Annotated in this window: 20 protein-coding genes; 11 read left to right on the top strand and 9 right to left on the bottom strand. The window is 55.3% G+C overall.

What is annotated here, in order from left to right:
• Nucleotides 1-6: 6 nt before the first annotated feature.
• Nucleotides 7-1,170 carry an MFS transporter gene (locus J7I43_RS07210; RefSeq protein ID WP_209144711.1) on the bottom strand — a complete coding sequence of 388 codons (1,164 nt, stop codon included), beginning with the start codon at nucleotides 1,168-1,170 and terminating at the stop codon, nucleotides 7-9.
• Between the two features lie 97 nt (nucleotides 1,171-1,267).
• On the opposite strand from J7I43_RS07210, the gene J7I43_RS07205 reads away from it, so the two are divergent.
• On the top strand, nucleotides 1,268-2,107 hold the full coding sequence (locus tag J7I43_RS07205; RefSeq protein WP_209144709.1) for a helix-turn-helix domain-containing protein: 840 nt from the start codon (nucleotides 1,268-1,270) through the stop codon (nucleotides 2,105-2,107).
• 10 nt (nucleotides 2,108-2,117) lie between these two features.
• Here the strand turns inward: J7I43_RS07205 and J7I43_RS07200 are convergent, their stop codons facing one another.
• Nucleotides 2,118-3,617, bottom strand: coding sequence for an arylsulfatase (locus tag J7I43_RS07200; RefSeq protein WP_209144707.1), 1,500 nt, complete (start codon nucleotides 3,615-3,617; stop codon nucleotides 2,118-2,120).
• A gap of 123 nt (nucleotides 3,618-3,740) precedes the next feature.
• Between J7I43_RS07200 and J7I43_RS07195 the strand changes: the two genes are divergently transcribed.
• The 3 genes from J7I43_RS07195 to dusB are packed head-to-tail and all read left to right on the top strand — an operon-like array spanning nucleotide 3,741 to nucleotide 6,123.
• The gene (locus J7I43_RS07195) at nucleotides 3,741-4,295 is read left to right on the top strand and encodes a GNAT family N-acetyltransferase (RefSeq protein WP_209144705.1); all 555 of its coding nucleotides are present in this window, start codon (nucleotides 3,741-3,743) and stop codon (nucleotides 4,293-4,295) included.
• Nucleotides 4,296-4,322: 27 nt separating this feature from the next.
• Nucleotides 4,323-5,057: a metallophosphoesterase family protein gene (locus J7I43_RS07190; protein WP_209144704.1), complete on the top strand. Its 735-nt coding sequence runs from the start codon at nucleotides 4,323-4,325 to the stop codon at nucleotides 5,055-5,057.
• A gap of 28 nt (nucleotides 5,058-5,085) precedes the next feature.
• Nucleotides 5,086-6,123 (top strand): tRNA dihydrouridine synthase DusB, encoded by a 1,038-nt coding sequence (gene dusB / locus J7I43_RS07185; RefSeq protein ID WP_209144702.1) that lies wholly within the window; start codon nucleotides 5,086-5,088, stop codon nucleotides 6,121-6,123.
• A 12-nt stretch (nucleotides 6,124-6,135) separates the two neighbouring features.
• Here dusB and J7I43_RS07180 read toward each other — a convergent pair whose 3' ends face one another.
• On the bottom strand, nucleotides 6,136-6,603 hold the full coding sequence (locus J7I43_RS07180) for a hypothetical protein (protein WP_209144700.1): 468 nt from the start codon (nucleotides 6,601-6,603) through the stop codon (nucleotides 6,136-6,138).
• Nucleotides 6,604-6,708: 105 nt separating this feature from the next.
• Between J7I43_RS07180 and J7I43_RS07175 the strand changes: the two genes are divergently transcribed.
• Nucleotides 6,709-7,227 carry a DinB family protein gene (locus J7I43_RS07175; protein WP_209144698.1) on the top strand — a complete coding sequence of 173 codons (519 nt, stop codon included), beginning with the start codon at nucleotides 6,709-6,711 and terminating at the stop codon, nucleotides 7,225-7,227.
• 9 nt (nucleotides 7,228-7,236) lie between these two features.
• Here J7I43_RS07175 and J7I43_RS07170 read toward each other — a convergent pair whose 3' ends face one another.
• The 6 genes from J7I43_RS07170 to J7I43_RS07145 form a co-directional block, all read right to left on the bottom strand.
• A complete protein-coding gene (locus J7I43_RS07170; RefSeq protein ID WP_209144696.1) occupies nucleotides 7,237-7,992 on the bottom strand; it encodes an LVIVD repeat-containing protein in 756 nt (251 codons plus the stop codon).
• Nucleotides 7,992-8,564 (bottom strand): LVIVD repeat-containing protein, encoded by a 573-nt coding sequence (locus J7I43_RS07165; protein WP_209144694.1) that lies wholly within the window; start codon nucleotides 8,562-8,564, stop codon nucleotides 7,992-7,994. Before J7I43_RS07165 ends, J7I43_RS07170 begins: the two co-directional genes overlap by 1 nt.
• Before the next feature lie 80 nt (nucleotides 8,565-8,644).
• A complete protein-coding gene (locus tag J7I43_RS07160) occupies nucleotides 8,645-8,944 on the bottom strand; it encodes a DUF3817 domain-containing protein (RefSeq protein WP_209144692.1) in 300 nt (99 codons plus the stop codon).
• Nucleotides 8,945-9,070: 126 nt separating this feature from the next.
• A complete protein-coding gene (locus tag J7I43_RS07155) occupies nucleotides 9,071-9,787 on the bottom strand; it encodes a 3-ketoacyl-ACP reductase (protein ID WP_209144690.1) in 717 nt (238 codons plus the stop codon).
• An 85-nt stretch (nucleotides 9,788-9,872) separates the two neighbouring features.
• On the bottom strand, nucleotides 9,873-11,708 hold the full coding sequence (locus J7I43_RS07150) for an ABC transporter ATP-binding protein (protein WP_209144688.1): 1,836 nt from the start codon (nucleotides 11,706-11,708) through the stop codon (nucleotides 9,873-9,875).
• A 63-nt stretch (nucleotides 11,709-11,771) separates the two neighbouring features.
• Complete coding sequence (locus J7I43_RS07145; protein ID WP_209144686.1) at nucleotides 11,772-12,536, bottom strand: DeoR/GlpR family DNA-binding transcription regulator; 765 nt, start codon at nucleotides 12,534-12,536, stop codon at nucleotides 11,772-11,774.
• Between the two features lie 230 nt (nucleotides 12,537-12,766).
• Here J7I43_RS07145 and J7I43_RS07140 point away from each other — a divergent pair, with 230 nt between their 5' ends.
• Genes J7I43_RS07140 through J7I43_RS07115 form a run of 6 tightly spaced genes read left to right on the top strand, consistent with a single transcriptional unit; the run spans nucleotide 12,767 to nucleotide 19,424 of the window.
• Nucleotides 12,767-14,032 carry an MFS transporter gene (locus J7I43_RS07140; protein WP_236023300.1) on the top strand — a complete coding sequence of 422 codons (1,266 nt, stop codon included), beginning with the start codon at nucleotides 12,767-12,769 and terminating at the stop codon, nucleotides 14,030-14,032.
• Between the two features lies 1 nt (nucleotide 14,033).
• Nucleotides 14,034-15,041 carry a 2-hydroxyacid dehydrogenase gene (locus J7I43_RS07135; RefSeq protein ID WP_209144684.1) on the top strand — a complete coding sequence of 336 codons (1,008 nt, stop codon included), beginning with the start codon at nucleotides 14,034-14,036 and terminating at the stop codon, nucleotides 15,039-15,041.
• Nucleotides 15,034-16,479, top strand: a complete 1,446-nt coding sequence (locus J7I43_RS07130) for an FGGY-family carbohydrate kinase (RefSeq protein WP_209144682.1) — start codon at nucleotides 15,034-15,036, stop codon at nucleotides 16,477-16,479. Before J7I43_RS07135 ends, J7I43_RS07130 begins: the two co-directional genes overlap by 8 nt.
• A 7-nt stretch (nucleotides 16,480-16,486) precedes the next feature.
• Entirely contained in the window at nucleotides 16,487-17,899 is a 1,413-nt protein-coding gene (locus tag J7I43_RS07125) for an FGGY-family carbohydrate kinase (protein WP_209144680.1), read from the top strand.
• On the top strand, nucleotides 17,892-18,488 hold the full coding sequence (locus tag J7I43_RS07120; protein ID WP_209144678.1) for a histidine phosphatase family protein: 597 nt from the start codon (nucleotides 17,892-17,894) through the stop codon (nucleotides 18,486-18,488). The genes J7I43_RS07125 and J7I43_RS07120 overlap by 8 nt, the downstream gene beginning before the upstream one ends.
• Before the next feature lie 6 nt (nucleotides 18,489-18,494).
• Nucleotides 18,495-19,424: a glycerophosphodiester phosphodiesterase family protein gene (locus tag J7I43_RS07115; RefSeq protein WP_209144676.1), complete on the top strand. Its 930-nt coding sequence runs from the start codon at nucleotides 18,495-18,497 to the stop codon at nucleotides 19,422-19,424.
• Nucleotides 19,425-19,477 lie beyond the last annotated feature (53 nt).

Below are 19,477 nucleotides of genomic sequence, written 5' to 3'. Positions count from 1 at the left end.
AATTTTTTATTCGTCTGTTTTTACTCGTCCGGCCAGCAAGGTAGTGCCTAATCCCAATACGGCGATCACCGCGAAAGAAACGCGCAGCCCGAAGGCCTCGGCGATAAACCCGATCAGCGGCGGCCCCAGCAGGAAACCGAAAAAGCCGATGGACGATACCATTGCCAGGGCTACGCCCGGCTGAATGGTCTTTGATTTTCCGGCAATGCTGAAAGACAAAGGCACTACCGCCGCTACGCCCAGCCCGGTGATGAGAAACCCCGTGGTAGCGGTAAGCAAAGCGGGAAGCAGCACAGCCGTCATCAAACCGGTCACGATGATCAGGCCGCTGGCCCGCAGCATGCGTTTCACGCCAAACCGGGTGACGAAATAATCCGCCGCGAAACGCCCGCCCGCCATAGTGGTCATAAACGCGATGAAGCCCAGGCGGCTGTATTCCACCGGCGCATGCACCACCTGGTTGAAATAAACGCCCGTCCATTCAAACATCGTTCCCTCGCAGATCATACATGCGAAAGTGATGAGCCCCAGCAGTACGATGTTCCTGTCCGGCTTCACGAAAATGTTGGTTTTGCCCGTTTTGCGCGCCGCGTCGCGTGGGAGCAGGAAAGAGCCGGTGACCACCGCAAGAACGATAGACAAACTGAAAATGAAACAAAAATGCGTAAAAGGTCCCTGTCCCCGCGTTACCATCCAGCCGCCGATCACCCCGCCGATAAAACCCGCCAGGCTCCACAGCCCGTGAAAGCTAGCCATGATGCTGCGCCGGTAAAGCGTTTCCACGCCCACGGCCTGCGTGTTGGCGGAAATGTTGATCAGGTTGCCGCACAGCCCGAAGATCACCAGCGACGCCGACAGCATTACCGTAGTAGGCGCCAGACCCAGCAGCAGCAAAGAAGACGGGTACAGCAAAGCCGCCACCATCAATACGCCCCGGCTGCCGAAACGGCTCACCAGGTAACCCGAAAGCGCCATGCCGGCCAGCTGCCCTGCGGGCAGTGAAAACAGCAGCCCGCCCAGCTCGGCGTCGCTCAGTTGCAGTTTGGCCTTGATATCCGGTATACGGCTGGCCCAACTGGCAAATACAATGCCCTGGATGAAAAAAAACGTGCTCAGCGCGATGCGGTAAACCCTTTGCGGTCTTAACGGAAGAGAATAAGCTATGTGCATGATGCGCAAAATTATTATATCCCTATACGCCCTGTTTGGTCTATAATGACCAGTATTTGTCCTGTATTGATCCGAAAAGCTGTATTTTTGTACCGTCATGAACGATCTGCAACTGGAGGAGATCCACCCGGATTCGGGAAGGTCCTTCAAATTCAACACCTCCTGCTTCAAAAAGAATTTCTACTGGCACTTCCACCCGGAATACGAGATCGTATACGTGGAAGGCGGTTCCGGCACCCGGCATGTCGGCCAGCATATCTCGAATTATATCGACAGCGACCTGATCTTCATCGGTCCTGATGTGCCGCACCTGAATTTCGACTATGGGCTCGGTTACGAGATCAACCAGATCGTGGTGCAGCTGAAGGAGGATTTTTTGGGAGACGCGTTTCTCAACGCCCCGGAAATGTCCGCCATCCGCGAACTGTTCAACCGCGCCAAATACGGATTGTCGTTCAGCGGGCAAACCAAAACCCACATCGCCGCCAAACTCAAACAGATGCAGGAGATGGACCATTTCGCACAGCTGATCAGCCTGCTTGAAGTATTCCAGCTGATGGCCACCAGCAAGGACGTGGTGCAGCTCAACCAGCGGGCGGACCAGCAACATAAAGACGCGCGCATGGCCGTTATCTACGGTTACATCGACGCAAATTTCCATCTCCGGCCCGACGTAAACACGATCGCACGGCAGGTGCACATGACCACCGCCGCTTTTTGCCGTTACTTCAAAAAACAGACGGGCATGACCTTCACCGACTTCGTGAACCACTGCCGCATCAACCAGGCGAAGAACCTGTTGCTGCAAGACCGATCGGTAAGCGAGGCCTGTTTTGCCACGGGGTTCGAACAATTGTCTTATTTCACAAAGCTGTTCACGAAAATGAACGGCGAAAACCCGCGCGAGTTCAAAAAAAGGCATCTTGCTAACGCATAAAACACGCAGCCTACATCTTTTCCTTTACCGTCACTTTCGAATCGAGGAATTCCCATTCTTTGATATGCGCGGGCCGGTGCTCTTTTTTGACGATCGCGTCCAATTGCTGCAGCAGTTCAGGATGCTGCGCCGCCAGGTTGTTGGTTTCTGAAGGATCGGCGGAGAGATCGTACAGCTCCCAGGGTTTGTGAAGATCCTGCTTCAGCCCCGTTTTCACGCCCTTCCATTTGCCCATGCGGATGGCCAGCTGGCCGCCTTTTTCGGGGTATTCGAAATAAATGTAAGGCCGTTGCGCCTGTTTGTTGCGCCGGCCGGTCATTTCAGGCAGCAGCGACACGCCGTCGTTCTCCGGCGCCGCAATTCCCGCGATGGCCGCAAAGGTTGCCATCATATCGTATTGCACGCCCACGTAATCGGTTTGTATGCCGGCTGGTATTTTCCCGGGCCAGCGCGCAAGGAACGGCTCGCGGATGCCGCCTTCGTACACGTCCATTTTCAGGCCGCGCAGGCCGCTTACACTGTTGAAGAACTGTGCGTTCACACCGCCGTTGAACGTGGCGCCGTTGTCGGACGAGAACATGATCACGGTGTTGCCGTCCAGCCCCAGTTTTTTGACCTGTTCCATGATGATGCCTACCTGTGCGTCGAGATACGTGATCATGGCGGCGTAGGTGGAAAGCGGGTATTTGGCGGAAGCGTACGATTGCTGCCCGTAATACGGTTGCTCGGGGAACCGGCCGACATATTGCTGAACTGCCGCATCCGGCGCCTGCAGCGATACGTGCGGGATGGTATAAGGCAGGTAGAGGAAGAAGGGTTTGGATTTGTTTTCGTTGATGAAACGTATTGCTTTGCCCGTCATGGCATCTACCGCGTATTCTTTTCCTTTGAAGTAATTAAAATCTTCGTCTGTTGCCGTTGCGGGATCAAGGCGTTTATGCACGTTCATGGGCGGGTTGTTCAGCGTGTCCCACCGGGTATTTTCCCAGAGATGCGAGGGGTAAAAGTTATGCGCCTGTTTCTGGTCGAGGTAACCGTAAAAATAATCGAAGCCCTGTTTGTTAGGGCTGCCGGTGGAATAATGCATGCCCAGCCCCCACTTTCCGATGGCCCCGGTAGCATATCCCGCCTGTTGCAGCATTTTCGCGACGGTTACCGTGCCTTCCGGCAGCGGCATCTGCCCGCCTTCCAGCGAATCGGAAAACCCGCCCAGCTCGTAGTTCCCTCGGATATACGAATGCCCGCCATGCCGGCCGGTCATCAGCATGCAACGCGCCGGCGCGCATACCGGCGTGCTGGTGTAAAACTGGTTGAATTGCACCCCTTCCCGCGCGAGACGGTCGAGATGCGGCGTTTTGATCTTCTGCTGGCCATAAGCGCCAATCTCCCCCACTCCCAGGTCGTCCGCATAAATAAAAATGATATTCGGTTTGCGCGGCTTTTTTTGCTGCGCCTGCGCGATGCCGGCAGTAGCGGCCAGCATGGCGAACAGGATCGGAATGTGCTTCATACGCTACAAATAAACATTCCGGAAAAGGATTATTCCCCTGCTCATGGAATAACTGACGGAAAGATGACAGCCAACCGCCGGTCAATCATTTGCCGCTGAAAAATGATTATGTTATTTTCGGGTATGCTCACATTTCAGTTTTCCCCCTTTCCCGAACTGGTTACCGACCGGCTGGCATTGCGCCAGCTGCGTATATCCGACGCCGTTGAGATGCTTTACCTGCGCTCGCACCCCGGGCTGATGCGGTACATTCCCCGCCCGCTCTCCCGCACGGTCGAAGAAGCCGTTGAGCTGATCGAAAGGTACCAGGGATACTTAGACCGCAGCGAAGGGATCAATTGGGCCATCACCGAAAAAGGAAAAGACGTGCTGATCGGCGCCGTCGGTTTTGTGCACTTCGAACCCGAAAATCACCGCGGCGAAGTAGGCTACCTGCTGCACGACGCGTTTCATGGCAAAGGCATCATGACCGAAGCGTTGCAGGCCGTGCTGGATTATGGTTTTCACACGCTGAAGCTGCATTCCGTGGGAGCGGTCATCGACCCGGAAAATACCGCATCGGAAAAAGTACTGCAAAAACTGGATTTCGTGAAGGAAGCGCATTTCCGTGAATCCGGGCTGTATGAAGGCCGCTGGCTCGATTCTTACGTGTATTCGTTGCTTACGCCCTTAAAATAGGCCTTAAATGATTAATTTCACGCCGTCATGGCAAGAACTTACGTGATCGGCGATATACACGGCGCATTGCTCGCGCTGCAACAGATAATTACGAAAATAAACCCGCAGCCGGAAGACCGGCTGATATTCCTGGGAGATTATGTAGACGGCTGGAGCCAGTCTTCCGGCGTGATCGGCTACCTGATGGAGCTGGAGCAGATATGCCACTGCGTTTTCCTGAAAGGCAACCACGACGCATGGTGCGAATCCTGGCTGGCCGGCGAAAAGGCCGATAACGTCTGGCTGTTTCACGGCGGCATTTCCACCGTGGAAAGTTACGAGCCGCTCGGCGCGGAAGAAAAACAAACGCACCTCGCTTTTTACGGGCGCATGCTCAAATATTATATCGACGAAGAGAACCGGCTGTTCATCCACGCGGGTTTCGCCTCGCTGCACGGGCCGGAATTCGAGCGGTACGACAAAAGCCATATGTGGGACCGCACGCTGTGGGAAATGGCTGTGAGCCTCAATCCCCGAATGCGGCAGCACGACCTGCGTTATCCCAAACGGCTGCGCCTTTACGCCGAGATCTACATCGGGCATACGCCCACCATCAACTACGGCGTTTCAGAGCCCATGAAAGCCGCCAACGTGTGGAACGTGGATACCGGGGCCGCTTTCACCGGCCGGCTGTCCGCCCTCAACATCGACACCAAAAAATACCTGCAGAGCGACGTGGTGCGCACGCTGTACCCGCAGGAAAAAGGCCGGAACCAATACTGACCTGTTTTCCGTACCTTTGCATCCGCAAATGGTAAAAATCAATCAGATATCGTTGCCGGATTTCCCGCTGCTGCTGGCGCCCATGGAGGATGTAAGCGATCCCCCCTTCAGGGTCGTATGCAAGGCCAACGGGGCAGACCTCGTGTACACGGAATTCATTTCCAGCGAAGGCCTCATCCGCGACGCCATCAAATGCCGTAAAAAGCTCGATATTTTCGATGAAGAAAGGCCCACCGGCATCCAGATCTTTGGCGGAGACGAAGAACGCATGGCCATGGCCGCCAAAATCGTCGACGTTACCCAACCCGAACTGCTGGACATTAACTTCGGCTGCCCCGTGAAAGGCATTGTAGCGAAAGGCGCCGGCTCGGGCGTGCTGAAAGACATACAGCTGATGACGCGCCTCACCGAAGCCTGCGTGAAAAGCACTTCCCTGCCCGTTACGGTTAAAACCCGCCTCGGTTGGGACGATGCCACCAAAAACATCGAAGAAGTGGCCGAGCGCCTGCAGGACATTGGCGTAAAAGCCCTCACCATCCACGGCCGCACCCGCTGCCAGATGTACAAAGGCGAGGCGGACTGGAGCCTTATCGCCAAAGTGAAGAACAATCCCCGCATACACATCCCCATTTTCGGCAACGGCGATATAGACAGCCCGCAGAAAGCATTGGAATACAAAGAGCGTTACGGTGTAGACGGCATCATGATCGGCCGCGCCGCCATCGGCTACCCCTGGATATTCCGGGAAGTGCACCATTACATCAACACCGGCGAAATGCTGCCCGCGCCTACCGTAGCCGAACGTGTGGAAGTGTGCAAACAGCACCTGCAGAAATCGCTGCAATGGAAAGGCCCGCACGGCGGCATTTATTCCATGCGCAGGCATTACCTGAACTATCTGAAAGGATTACCGGGCATCAAAGAGTTCCGCACAAGGTTGGTAACACTGAACGATCCCGAAGAAATTAACGGCGTGCTCGATGAAGTACTGCGCGCCTATGAAGGCTACGAAATGGAACGCACGCCCATCCATCTCGTGAATTATCATGAAAACTGCCCGCTGTAAAGGGTTTCACTTCTACTTACAATCTACTTTATTGTACGGCTGCGGCTCGAATTTCAGCTGGCTGTTGTCTGCATTAAAAACCGGAACGCCGTTGGCATCGAAATTATCGGCCAGCGCTTCGTACACCTGCTGCCCCATCACCTTGAACACCACGGGGCGGTCGCTGGTCTGGCCTTCGCTCTGGAAATGGTACGTGGCGCGGAGGATGTTGTCGCTGAGCGTACCGTCTATCACCCCTGAATTTTTATCCTTCTCAAAGAAATTATAATCCAGCACGCCGTTGGCTTTGTCTTCGTTAACGATCAGCTGCAGATGGAACGTGTCTTTCCCCACCACTTTCTGGTAACAGGCCGCGCCCGCTTCCCCCGCTTTCACCGCTTCGGCCGTACTGACGCTGTCTCCGGGCTGTTTGCTGCCGGAGGAATTGCAGGCTGATACAACGGCTGCGCAGGTTATGATCGCTAAGACGGTAGTTCGCATTTTCAGTATTTTTTTAAATCTACGGAATATTTTCTGAAGCTGCTGACATAAGGCTGTCAAACACCCCTCCCATCTTTGTGTCAACAAAACCAAAAACCTCATACAATGGCAACTATCACTGAATTACTCAAGGAAATGGCGTCCGAAGCCGAAACCACCCGCAAAATGCTGGCACAGATCCCCGACGATCAGCTCGATTACCGCCCGCATCCCAAAAGCATGAACATCCGGGAACTGGCCACGCATATCGCCGAGATCCCCGGATGGTTATCCATTATCATCGAAAAGGACGAGCTGGACTTTGCGGGCGAACCTTACGTAGCACCGCCGGTAAGCAGCGCGAAAGACCTGCTGGGGCTGTTCGAAAAATCTTATGAAGAAGGGCATGCCGCGTTGAAGAACGCAGACGAAGGCCAGTTTTCCAAACCCTGGACCATGCGCGCCGGCGAACAGGTCCTGAGCGTGGCGCCCAAATCGGAAAACATCCGCATGACCTTCTGCCAAACGGTGCATCACCGCGCGCAGCTGGGCGTGTTCCTCCGCCTGCTGAACGTACCGATCCCCGGCAGCTACGGCCCCAGTGCCGATGAAATGGAGCAGTACAACCAGCAGGTTGAAGCTTAGAACACCGGTCTAGTTAAGCATTTCAGACAACAATACAGGATTGAGCGGCGTGCTGATATCAAAAAATCGCACGCCGCCTTGTACGTATGCGATCAGTACATCGTTGTAAGGGATTACGTCCAGGAAAAAGCTGCCGTCTTTCACGGTGTTGACCCTGGCCGGCCAAAGCGGCTGCGTAACGTCATATACCACCAGCCCTTCCGTGCCGTCGCACACATAGAGCGCATTGCCGTGAACGCCCAGGCCGTAAGGGCCTGTGAGGCTCATTTGTTTTTTCAGCACGGGTTGCGTGGGGTTCGTTACATCATATACCATCAACGCATTCTGCGGGCTGCCGCAGGTACCGTTGCCGCGCAGCGTGAGATAAGCGGTATTGCCCTGCGTAACCACGGGGTCGCAGGCGCGGAAGTGCGCTACGGCGCCCAGCCGCGTGGGTTTTTCAGGGTCTTTCAGCTCGAAAATAAAAAGCCCGGTAGTAGAGCCGATGAAAAGTTTATCGTCGTAAGGAAATATCGTTTCGATCTGCCAGCCTACCGGCACCGTGTTTTTTTTCACCGTCTCGCCGGGAATGCTGATGTCGTATACCAGCAGGTTGGTGTTGTTCACCACGTAAAGATAATTGCCCGCTATCGCGAAACGGGCCATGGACCCGCCTTTGCCGCCACCGGAACTGTCGCTTGCGTACGATTCGGAAGCGCCCTGTTTTGCGCATTGCGCGAACAATAGAACGGCCAGGGAAAGTATAAGAAGTAAACGTGTTTTCATCAGTTCATGCATTGAGGGTTAAGAACGGTTTCCTGTTTCCAGCGCACCACGCGGCCTTTCGACACGTCAGGGCAAACGTAATACGAGCCGCGGGTTGGCGGGCGTGGATATTTCATTTCCGGGAAAATGTCCGGCAACCGGCTTTTTACTTTTACGTCGGGGAAAGCAGAAAGGTCGAGCACGAGCATGTCTTCAAAAGAATTGGTATACACGGCATTGCCTTTGAGCGCCACTTCCTGGCAGCCGGGCACGTTCAGGAAACCTACCTTTACCGGTTTGGTTTTGTCGGAATAATCGATGATGTGCAGGCCGATACCGGTTTCCACCTGGAAAAGCTTATTGCCCAGCACGAAGATCTTGCCGCCTTCTTCGGTGGCGCGTTTTTCGAGCACGGAAACGCCGGAAGCCAGCGCGTCGCGGTCTTCGTACACGGGCACCCAGGCCTGTACTTCGCCGGGCTCGCGGTAACCGACGCGGTCCGCGTTGCGGTCGTTTAAATCAAGGGTGAAAAGGCCGTCGCAGGCGGAAAAAACAACGACGACGAACAACATCGAGGTGAACAGTCGCAGCATAAGGATATCGTTTTAGGGTAATAAGGGTTAAACGGCGCTGCGCTGCCGGAAGTTACAAGGGGTTAAAAAAATAAGATATATTATTTACGGGCAATCCATTTATCGTTGATGTAAAAAGTACCGAAAGGCACCAGGGACGCGCCCAGCGCGATGGCAGTCTTGCGGAAGGACCAGTCCAGCACGATCTTCACTTCGATCACGAGAATCACGTACAATACGAACAGCAGGCCGTGCGCCATGCCCACCTGTTTGGTCATTCCCGGCATGTCCCAGAAATATTTGAGCGGCATGGCGATGAACAGCAGTACCAGGAAGGAAATGCCTTCCAGCAGGGCGATGATCTTCAGTCTTTTGATGGCGGGCGCCGGATTTTTTTCCATGCTGCAAGTTTACGGCGGAAATCTTTCCCGGGAAATGATTCTTGTCAGGTGAGGGCGGTTCGCGGGAAGAGGGCAAAAAAAGCCGCTCCCGGCGGGAACGGCTTATCAAATCGAAAGATCATGTTATCAGGGATTGGTAGACCATAACCCGGCGGACTTGATCACCACCCTCCTGTTCAGCTTCAGCTGCGCCACCACAAATTCGGCAAGGTCTTCAGACTGCATCACCTTTTCAGGGTTGCCGTCCGTCAGTTTCAGTTCTATCGCCATATCGGTGGCCACGGTGCTGGGCGTCAGCGCGCTCACGCGGATGTTGTGTTTGCGCACTTCCAGCATCAGCGATTCCGTAAGGCCGAGCAAACCGAACTTGGATGCGCTATAAGCGCTGGTCAATGGCGCGCCGCGCTGGCCCGCGGTAGACGAAATATTGATGATGTCGCCCGTTTTTCTTTCGATCATGCCGGGCAATACCGCGCGGGTCACGTAATACACGCCCAAGAGGTTCACCTGTATCATGTTCTCCCAAACGGAAGGCTCCAGTTCCAGGAAACCGCCGAACGACGCGGTGCCCGCGTTGTTGATCAATATATCTATCTGCCCGAAAGCAGCCAGTATTTCTTCCACGGCCGCGTTCACTTCGTGTATGTTGCCCACGTCCGCCACGGCAAAAGCGGTTTTTACGCCCAGCTGCGCGATCTCTTTCGTGGCCGTTTCCAGCGACGCCGCGGTGCGGCCCATCAGTGCAACGTCCGCCCCTTCTTTGGCGAGCGCCAGTGCCAGCGCACGGCCAATGCCTTTACCGCCGCCGGTGATCAGCACTTTTTTTCCTTTGATCGTTTCCATCTTATTCCTTTTTATGGTTCTTGTTCAAGTTGATCGTTCAATCCGCAAATTAACCGGTTCTTCCGCACATAACCATTCCTTTAACTTAACGGTAACCTTTTGCCTGCAGGTGGAACAGCTCGGCGTAGCGGCCGTTTTTCGCCAGCAGTTCGTCATGACTGCCGATCTCCAGCAACTCTCCTTTTTCCAGCACCAGGATGCGGTCCGCCATTCTCACCGTGGAAAAACGGTGCGAGATGAGCACGGCGGATTTGCCGCGCGTAAGGTCCGCAAAACGGAGGAATACTTCATATTCCGCGCGAGCGTCCAATGCGGCGGTGGGCTCGTCGAGGATCAGCAGCTGCGCGTTTTTCATATATGCGCGCGCCAGCGCTATCTTCTGCCATTCGCCGCCGGAAAGCTCCACACCGTTGTTGAAACGCCGGCCCAGCATCTGCTCGTACCGGCCGGGCAAACGTTCCGCCAGCTCGTCGGCCATGCTTTTCTGCGCAGCGTTTTGTATTAAGTCTGTATTCGCGATCTCGCCGATGTTGCCCGCGGCGATATTTTGACTGAACGTCATCTGGTACCGCTGGAAGTCCTGGAAAATAACGCCCACCTGCATGCGCAATTCCGCGAGGTCGTACTCCCGCAGGTCGTGCCCATCCAGCAGGATGCGGCCTTCCTCCGGATCGTACAACCGCGCCAGAAGCTTTACCAGCGTGGTTTTCCCGGCGCCATTCTCTCCCACCAGCGCCAGTTTTTCGCCGGCGTGCAGCGTAAAGTTCAAATGCCGGTTGGCCCATCTTTCCGCATGTAAATATTTAAACCCGACGTTCTCGAACGTAAAGCCTTCTTTGATCGGGTTCGGGAAAGGCCGGGCCTTTGCGGGCTGCGTGATGCGCGGCACGATCTCGAAAAACTCGAACAGGTCGCGCAGGTAAATGGCGCCCTGCGTTACGCTGGTGAAACGCATGAGCACGCCTTCCAGCAGGCCGCGCAGCTGGCGGAACGAGCCGCCGAGGAAGGCCAGGTCGCCGATGGACAATTGCCCCTGTACCGTGCGGAGAATGATGATGACGTACGCGGCGTAATACCCCGCGCTGCCGATGATCGCGAACAGCACCGCCCAGATGTTGTAACGGATGGAGAGATCGCGTTTGTCTTTATAAAATTTATCGGAAAGCCTTCTGAACCTTTCCACGAGATAGCTGCTGAGGTTGAAGATCTTTACTTCCTTCACCGATTCGTCGCTGGCGCCGAGAAAACGGATGTAGTCCAGTTCCCGCCTGTCCGACGTTTGGCCCCATGCCAGCGCGTAAAACTGGTCGTTGAAATGTGTTTCGGATAAAAACGCGGGGATCACCGCCACCAGCAGCAGCAAAATGAGCCACGGGCTGAATGTGAGCAGGCCCGCGGCGAGGAAAACCATCGTCACGATGTCCTGCACCTGCGTCATTACCTGGCTGAGCAAAATGGTGCGGCCGGCGGTTTGCTGGCGGGCCCTTTCGAGTTTATCGTAAAAGGTGGAATCTTCGAACTGGTCGAGGTCGAGCGTGGCGGCATGCTGCATGATGCGCACGGAGGTGTGGTTGGCCACCTGTTCGCCCAGCATGCTGTCCATCAGCGAAATAGCGCGGCCCAGTGCGCCGGAAACGATCACCAGCGCGAACTCCAGGCCTACCAGTTCCCATAGGTACTGGTAGCTCAGGTCGCCTTTCTGCTGCGTCATGATCACGACTTCGTCGATGATCAGTTTGCTGACGTACAAGAGGGCCAAAGGCGTGGCGGACTGCGCGGCACGCAGCAGGATGTTCCAGACGGCCAGCCAGGGGCTGGTTTGCCATACCAGTTTAAAAAAAGCGGGCAGGTTGCGGAGGGCGGCCATACGTTCCCTGAAACTAACGTCCGGCTCACCGGGTTTCCTGTTGGGTCTTCTCATACTCATACGGAAATGAAGATACTGAATGTTGGGAAACCGGAAGCGGCGGGAACACAATGCCTGCTATTCCGCGATGATCACTTTCACGCCTCTTTCAGTGAGCATTTTTACCGTTTCGGAAGCCACCTGGCCGTCTGTGATAATATAATCCACCTGTTCGAGGCTGCAGATGCGGCCGATGCCGCGGCGGTCGAATTTGGAGCTGTCTGCCATCACCACCACGGTTTGCGCGAGACTGATCATTTTCATGTTAAGGCTGGCTTCTGCAAGGTTGGTGATGGAAAGGCCGAACTCGGGGTCGATGCCGTCTACCCCTACGAAAAGCACCCCGCAGGAAATATCGTCCAGCAGGCGCTCGGCGAAAGAGCCGGCGGCGGCGAAAGAGCTCTGGTGAATGAGCCCGCCGATCTGCAGCACGTCGATATGCGGGCGATTGCATAGTTCCAGCGCCACTTTCAGCGCCGGCGTGATCACTGTAAGATGTTTATTGGGATGCAATACTCTTGTAAGCTCGAATACGGTGGTGCCGGAACCGATGATAATGGAATCGTTGTGCCCGATAAGCTCTACGGCCGCTTTCGCGATCCGTTTCTTTTCTTCCATTTTAATGAACTCCTTTTCGTTGATAGGCCGTTCGATCGTATAGGGGTTCTGGGTGCTGCCGCCTCCTTTTGTGCGGTAAAGCAGCTTTTTTTCTTCCAGCAGCTTCAGGTCTTTGCGGATCGTAACACCCGAAACCTGCAGCGAATCGCTCAGCTCCTGGATATCCACCTTTCCGTTCTCCTGCAGCTTCTGCAAGATCAATTGATGCCTCTCGGTAATATTCATGTGGAATCTAGCTTAACTAATGTTTAAATACCTTTATACTTTTCACCAAAATTAGCGTTTTAAATCGGATGCCAAAGACTTGCACGAAAGTAAAAATGTCCTTTAAAGGCTTGAAACGTAGTTTTAACACTAAATTAATATTGACTTAACTTTAATTAAATTTTGTTTAATAAAGTTTAATTTCTACTTTTATTCAGCTTCATTTCATTCCACGAATTAACACTTTTACCATGACCATCTTCGAAAAAGCGGGAATCCCGCGCCAGTTATTATGGGGATATATCGGCGTCATGATCTTCATGATGGGCGACGGTATTGAACAAGGCTGGCTCAGCCCTTACCTGGTAGATCACGGCATGACCGTGCAACAATCCGCAACCCTGTTCACCGTGTACGGCATCACCATCGCCATTTCCGCCTGGTTTTCCGGTGTGCTGGCGGAAGGGCTCGGCGTAAAACGCACCATGGCCCTCGGTCTTTTATTGTATTGTCTTGGCACCGTTGGTTTCGTAGGTTTCGGCATGCCGGAGCTCAACGTTCCCGTGATGCTGCTGACTTATGCATTGCGCGGCTTCGGTTACCCGCTTTTCGCTTACACTTTCCTGGTATGGATCGCTTACGCTTCGCCGCAGCAGCAGCTCGGCCGCGCCGTGGGCTGGTTCTGGTTCGTGTTCACCGGCGGCCTCAACGTGCTCGGCGCATATTATTCCAGCTGGGCGATCACAGAGTTCGGTCATTTAAATACATTATGGACCTCGTTGTTCTGGGCCCTGCTCGGCGCCGTTTTCGCGCTGCTGCTCAACCGCGGCCGCAGCAAGGCTGAAAGCCAGGCTACGGGCGGTTCCAAAATGCAGGAGCTGGTAAAAGGGCTCACCATCGTAAAAGAAGAACCGAAGGTATTGCTGGGCGGCATCGTGCGCATCATCAACACCACGGCGCAATTCGCCTTCCCCGTGTTCCTCCCCATGTACATGGCCCGCCACGGGTTCGACACCACGCAATGGCTCACCATCTGGGGCACCATCTTCACCTCCAACATCATCTTCAACCTCATATTCGGTTTCGTGGGCGACCGCTTTGGCTGGCGCAACACCATCATGTGGTTCGGCGGCGTGGGCTGCGCGGTAAGCACCCTCCTTTTTTATTATTCCCCGCAGATCTGGGAAAACAATTACTGGATGGTGATGAGCGCCGGCATCCTTTGGGGCGCGCTGCTGGCGGGTTACGTGCCGCTCACCGCGCTCGTGCCTTCGCTGGTGAAAAAAGATAAAGGCGCCGCTATGGCCATACTAAACCTGGGAGCGGGTTTGCCCGTGTTCGTCGGTCCCGCCATCGTAGGCCTTTTTATCGGCGCCGCCGGTGAAGAAGGCGTGATCTGGATACTGGCCGTACTGTATGTGATCAGCGCCATCATTACGCGTTTTATCACCCTGCCCGACAATGCGAAAACTTTACATCATCACACGCAATCAGCAGAAAAATTACAAACCATTTAGCATGAGAATACTGATCACTGCTCCTTACAACGAGAAGGGGGTCCGGGAAATTGAACAATTGTTCGGAGAAGTCGTATACAGGCCATGGAAGCCGCATGGCAGGGCTTATTATGAAGACGAGCTGATCGCGTTGCTGGAAGAATCAGCCGCGGAGGCGCTCATTACCGAGCACGATCACGTGACCGCGAAAGTAATTACATCTTTCCCGCAACTGCAATTCATCGGCGTATGCCGCGGCACCCCGTCCAACGTGGCTGTATCGAAAGCCACCGAACTGGGCATCCCCGTGTTTTTCACGCCGGCGCGCAATGCGCAGGCCGTCGCCGAAATGTTCATTTCCACCGTTATCATGCTGCTGCGCAATACCATTCCCGGCATCAACTGGCTGAAAGGCCGCAACTGGCAGGAAGGCGCGCATGATTCGTACCTGTATTTCAAAGGCGGCGAACTGGCCGGCAAAACCATCGGCATGGTGGGCTTTGGCGCGATCGGCCAGCTGATCGCGGGCATGGTGCGCAACTATCCCTGCGAGATCCGTTTTTATGATCCGTATGTGCGGGAGCACGACCCGGCGTATCAACAATGCAGCGTGGAGGAGATATTTTCGGAATGCGACATCGTGTCCGTACACCTTCCCGTAACGCCCGAAACCACCGGGATGATCAACAGCCGGTTGTTGAAAAAGATGAAAAAAGACGCCATCTTCGTAAACACCGCGCGCGCGGCGGTGGTGAAACGGGAAGACCTCCTGGAAGTATTGGAAACAAACGCCATCCGCGGCGCGATACTCGACGTGTTCGACCACGAGCCGCCCGATGAAGTGGATTACCGCATCATCGACCAGCCGCATGTGATCGCCACGCCGCACATTGCCGGGGCCACTTTCGAAGTGGAAGACCATCATGTCGAAATCATGAACCGGGCGCTGAAACAATGGTTCGGCCAGGGAGACAAAAAGGTCAGGGAACTGGCCAATCGGGAAATACTTACAATGCAGGTAAATGACTGATCAACACGCTTATATTATTGCAGACATCGGCACGGGGAACGTGCGCGTGGCCGCCGCTTCCCCGCAGGGGCAGGTGCTCGGCGTAGCCCGCGAGGATATCGTTTATCACAAAGACCCGCTGTATCCCGACGCCTTGTATTTCGAGCCGGAGCAGCTCTGGCAGCAGGTGCTGCGCCTTGCGCGCGAAGTGCTGCAAAAGGTGCCCGCCGCTTCCGTAAAAGCCATTACGGCCACCAGCCAGCGCGAAGGCATCGTGTTATTGGGCAAAAACGGCCAGTCGCTGACCGGTCTTCCCAACATCGACCATCGCGGAAGGGAATGGGAGCACATCATGCACGACAAAAGCCGCATCTACCAGCTCTCCGGCCGCTACCCCACCTCGCTGTTCTCCGCCATGAAACTGGTGGGCATCCGCGAGCGCAGGCCCGACGTGTGGTCGCAAACAACCTCCTTTCTCAGCATCAGCAACTGGATCGAATACCAGTTCAGCGGCGTGGCGCGTTACGAGCACTCGCAGGCTTCGGAAACATTGCTGTACGATGTGGGCCGTATGGCGTGGTCTGAAGAACTGTGCAGTGCCTTTAACCTGCCCGCCTCCCTGCTGCCGCCCATCGCCGCTTCCGGCGAAGTGCTCGGCAATGTGACAACAGCCGTATCCCAAACCCTCGGCATCCCCGCCACCGCGAAAGTGATCGTGGGCGGCGGCGATACGCAGCTCGCCATCAAAAGCACGCGCCCGGCGGTAGACGATATGGTGATCGTATCCGGCACCACCACACCCATCGTAAAACTAACGGGAACGTATACACTGGATAACGAAGAACGCACCTGGACCAGCCGGGACATAGAGCCGGGGCGGTTCGTGTTCGAAGCGAACGCCGGCGTAACGGGGCTGAACTACCAGCGGCTGAAAGAAATATTTTATCCCAACGAAGGGTACGACGTGATCGAAAAAGAGCTGGCGGAAAACAAACACACTTTCTGCATGGCCTCGCTCGGCTCGCTGCTGGCGGACGAAGAGGTGTCGCTCACGCGCGGCGGCTTTATTTTCCCCGCGCCCGTTTCGCACCTCCTCACCCGCGGTTCTTTCGTATGGGCCACTATTCTCGACATCGCCTGCTCCATCGCCAAAAACTACCGCATACTGGCGGAAGTGGCCGGTCATGAGCCAGACTACATCTGGGGCTGCGGCGGCGGCCTGCAAAGCAGGGTGCTGCGCCAGCTCATCGCCAACCTCACCGGTAAAAAAGTAAAACTCCGGCACGAGTTCCAGCAATCTTCCGCCGTCGGCGGCGCGCTCATCTGCAACCAGGCTTTGCAGCTCGACGTACAGATGAACGAAACCACCGAAACCGTTCACCCGCAGGACGAAGCGCATTTTACGGCGCTGTACGCGGAATGGGAGAAAACGCGGAACTATTTCCGGAACATGAACTGATCACAACATGCATACATTCATAGGCCTGGACGTTGGCACACAAGGCGCCCGCGCCGTGCTGGCCGACGTTTCAGGCAACGTACTCGCTTCTTCGGAGGAAAATTTCCCGCTCAGCGACAGCTCCCGCGAAGAACAATCGCCGGAGACCTGGTGGCGGGCCTGTGCCCGCGTGCTGGAAGAAGTGCTGCAGCACAGCGCCGCGGCTGGTTTGCAAGCCATTTCCGTAACCTCCACTTCCGGCACCATCATTCCCATCGGTAAAAATAACGAGCCGCTGCACCCCGCCATCATGTACAGCGACGGCAGGCAGGCGGAAGAAGGGGCGCTCTGCAAACTAACGGCAATACAATATAACCCCGACGGGTATACGGCGTTCAACACCACCAGCGGATTGCCCAAAATGCTCTGGTTCCTGCGCCGCTTCCCGGAAAAAATGAATGACATTCACCTGTTTATCCATGCGGCGGATTTTATCATCGGCAAATTGAGCGGCCGTTACGATGTTACCGACTTTACCAATGTGTTAAAATCCGGCTACGATGTACGCATCGAACGCTGGCCTGAATATATTTGGGAAAAATTGCCGCTCCGCAGGGAATGGCTGCAGACCGTAGTGCCTTCAGGCACGCCCGTGGGGCCTGTAACGGCCGATATCAAAGGGTTGCGGAAAAATGTGACCGTAGTGGCCGGCATGACGGACGGCTGCGCTTCGCAGATCGCTTCCGGCGCCGTGAGCCCCGGCACCTGGAACACCACGATCGGCACCACGCTCGTTGTAAAAGGCGTAACGCTCAATGCCGTTAAAGACCCGCAGGGGCGGCTGTACAACCATCGCCATCCGGAAGGGTTCTGGATGCCCGGCGGGGCCAGCAATACGGGCGCGGATTGGGTTACCCGGCTGTTTGGCAACGATCTCGCCGCGCTCAACGAAGCCGCGGCGAAACTGCTGCCCACGGAACACCTGTTCTACCCTTTAATGCAGGAAGGCGAACGTTTTCCGTTCATCGCGCCGCAGGCAAGGCAGTTCGAAACGCCGGGCATGGACGATGCGGAACGTTTTACCGCCGGCATGGAAGGCGTGGCGTACGTGGAGCGGCTTGCATATGAATTGATCGAACAGCTTTCGGGGGAGAAAGTAAACGCCGTATACACCGCGGGCGGGGCCAGCAACAGCAACGCCTGGCTCGCCATCCGCGCCAATGTGCTGAACAGGCCCGTGCACAAAATGAAAGAAGTGACCGGCGCCACCGGCGCGGCCATACTCGCGGCATCCGGCACGCACTTTTCCTCGCTCCGCGAAGCGGCCGCGGCCATGACGCAGATCGAAAAGACCATCACCCCACAGCCTTCACTGGTTGCGGCATATGAAAACAATTACCATCGTTTCGTCCACGCATTGAAAGAAAAAGGATATGCTTAACGTTTATTTACTCCGCCACGGACAAACCGCCTGGAACGCAGACAACAACCGCTATTGCGGCCGGTCAGACATTTCGCTCACCGCCAAAGGCATCCGGCAGGCGGAGCTGGTAAAAGAACAGCTGAAAGGCATCACTTTCGACGGGGTGTACTCCTCCCCGCTCGAGCGCGCGTTCATGACCGCCAATATCGCGTCCGGCGCGCATGTGATCAAAGACCAGCGGCTGATAGAAGCCGATTTCGGCGCATGGGAAAAAAAGACGAAAGAAGAGTTCATCGCGGAAAACGCGCAATTGTGGGAAAACTGGATGAGCGACCCTTCGAAATACAAAGCCGGCGGCACCGGCGAATCCGGCAAAGAGATCGTGACCCGCGTAGACGCGTTTTTTTCCGACGTGGCGCGCAAACACCGCCAGGGCAACATACTCGTGGCCGCGCACAACGGCGTGAACCGGCTGTATCTCGCCTACAAGCTGGGCATGCCGCTGAAAAACTACCGCATGCTGGTGCAGGACAATGCGGCCATTACCATGTTCACCATCGACGAACAGGGGCAATTCACCCTTCAACATCTTAATTCAAAATTCTGATCCACGATGAAAAAAATACTTCTCGGCAGCGCCCTTCTCTGCACAGCATTGATCGCCAATGCACAGCAGACCATCAACGTGCTCAACATCCGCAACGCCAAAGAACTGCGCGGTTTCTTCGCCTATACCGGTAAAGACGTGCCTTTTATCAGCGGCCACCGCGGCGGGGTCAACAAGGGTTTCCCGGAAAACAGCCTCGAAGCTTTCGAGAATACGCTGCGCCACACGCCGGCCACTTTCGAAATTGACCCTCGCCTCACCAAAGACAGCATGATCGTGCTGATGCACGACGCCACGCTGGAACGCACCACCACCGGCAAAGGTAAAGTGGGCGACTACACGCTGGCCGAACTGAAACAATTGTATCTCAAAGACGTGGAAGGAAATGTGACCGCTTTCCGCATTCCCACCCTCGAAGAAGCGATAGACTGGGCGAAAGGCAAAACCGTGCTCATTCTCGATAAAAAAGACGTACCGTTCGAAATGACGGCCGCTATTATCAAAAAACATAAAGCCGAAGGGCATGTAATGGTAACCGTTCATACCGCCAAAGAAGCGAAATGGTACCACGACCGCAACCCGGAGATCGTGTTCGAGGCGTTTGTAAAAACGCAAAAGGCGCTGGAAGAATACGAAGCCGCCGGCATTCCCTGGACGCATATTATGGCCTATGTAGGGCCTGATAACAAGCCCGAACTGGCGCCCCTGTACGCCAATTTGAACAAACGCGGCGTTATGTGCATGATTTCCACCGCTCCCACGTACGACAAACTGCCCGGGGCGGAGGAAAGAGCGGCCGCCTACCGGTCCATTATCGAAAAAGGCGCCAGCCTGATCGAGGCGGACAGGTCCATCGAGGCGGCGGACGCCATTGCGTCCCTGGTGCCGGCCGAAAGCCCGAAAAAGAGGTATTTCGGCAAAAAGAAGATCAGGTAACCTATACCTTTAATTGTATATCTGGTATCATTCACGAGACAAAACCACCCTTT

The sequence above is a fragment of the Chitinophaga chungangae genome, assembly GCF_017742215.1.
Lineage (GTDB): Bacteria > Bacteroidota > Bacteroidia > Chitinophagales > Chitinophagaceae > Chitinophaga > Chitinophaga chungangae.
This window is presented reverse-complemented; position numbering and strand designations above follow the sequence as displayed.

Bases quoted from the DNA above. Each gene is read 5' to 3' on its own strand.
- J7I43_RS07210 (WP_209144711.1), bottom strand. From the start codon at position 1,170: ATGCACATAGCTTATTCTCTTCCGTTAAGACCGCAAAGGGTTTACCGC.
- J7I43_RS07205 (WP_209144709.1), top strand. From the start codon at position 1,268: ATGAACGATCTGCAACTGGAGGAGATCCACCCGGATTCGGGAAGGTCC.
- J7I43_RS07200 (WP_209144707.1), bottom strand. From the start codon at position 3,617: ATGAAGCACATTCCGATCCTGTTCGCCATGCTGGCCGCTACTGCCGGC.
- J7I43_RS07195 (WP_209144705.1), top strand. From the start codon at position 3,741: ATGCTCACATTTCAGTTTTCCCCCTTTCCCGAACTGGTTACCGACCGG.
- J7I43_RS07190 (WP_209144704.1), top strand. From the start codon at position 4,323: ATGGCAAGAACTTACGTGATCGGCGATATACACGGCGCATTGCTCGCG.
- dusB (WP_209144702.1), top strand. From the start codon at position 5,086: ATGGTAAAAATCAATCAGATATCGTTGCCGGATTTCCCGCTGCTGCTG.
- J7I43_RS07180 (WP_209144700.1), bottom strand. From the start codon at position 6,603: ATGCGAACTACCGTCTTAGCGATCATAACCTGCGCAGCCGTTGTATCA.
- J7I43_RS07175 (WP_209144698.1), top strand. From the start codon at position 6,709: ATGGCAACTATCACTGAATTACTCAAGGAAATGGCGTCCGAAGCCGAA.
- J7I43_RS07170 (WP_209144696.1), bottom strand. From the start codon at position 7,992: ATGAAAACACGTTTACTTCTTATACTTTCCCTGGCCGTTCTATTGTTC.
- J7I43_RS07165 (WP_209144694.1), bottom strand. From the start codon at position 8,564: ATGCTGCGACTGTTCACCTCGATGTTGTTCGTCGTCGTTGTTTTTTCC.
- J7I43_RS07160 (WP_209144692.1), bottom strand. From the start codon at position 8,944: ATGGAAAAAAATCCGGCGCCCGCCATCAAAAGACTGAAGATCATCGCC.
- J7I43_RS07155 (WP_209144690.1), bottom strand. From the start codon at position 9,787: ATGGAAACGATCAAAGGAAAAAAAGTGCTGATCACCGGCGGCGGTAAA.
- J7I43_RS07150 (WP_209144688.1), bottom strand. From the start codon at position 11,708: ATGAGAAGACCCAACAGGAAACCCGGTGAGCCGGACGTTAGTTTCAGG.
- J7I43_RS07145 (WP_209144686.1), bottom strand. From the start codon at position 12,536: ATGAATATTACCGAGAGGCATCAATTGATCTTGCAGAAGCTGCAGGAG.
- J7I43_RS07140 (WP_236023300.1), top strand. From the start codon at position 12,767: ATGACCATCTTCGAAAAAGCGGGAATCCCGCGCCAGTTATTATGGGGA.
- J7I43_RS07135 (WP_209144684.1), top strand. From the start codon at position 14,034: ATGAGAATACTGATCACTGCTCCTTACAACGAGAAGGGGGTCCGGGAA.
- J7I43_RS07130 (WP_209144682.1), top strand. From the start codon at position 15,034: ATGACTGATCAACACGCTTATATTATTGCAGACATCGGCACGGGGAAC.
- J7I43_RS07125 (WP_209144680.1), top strand. From the start codon at position 16,487: ATGCATACATTCATAGGCCTGGACGTTGGCACACAAGGCGCCCGCGCC.
- J7I43_RS07120 (WP_209144678.1), top strand. From the start codon at position 17,892: ATGCTTAACGTTTATTTACTCCGCCACGGACAAACCGCCTGGAACGCA.
- J7I43_RS07115 (WP_209144676.1), top strand. From the start codon at position 18,495: ATGAAAAAAATACTTCTCGGCAGCGCCCTTCTCTGCACAGCATTGATC.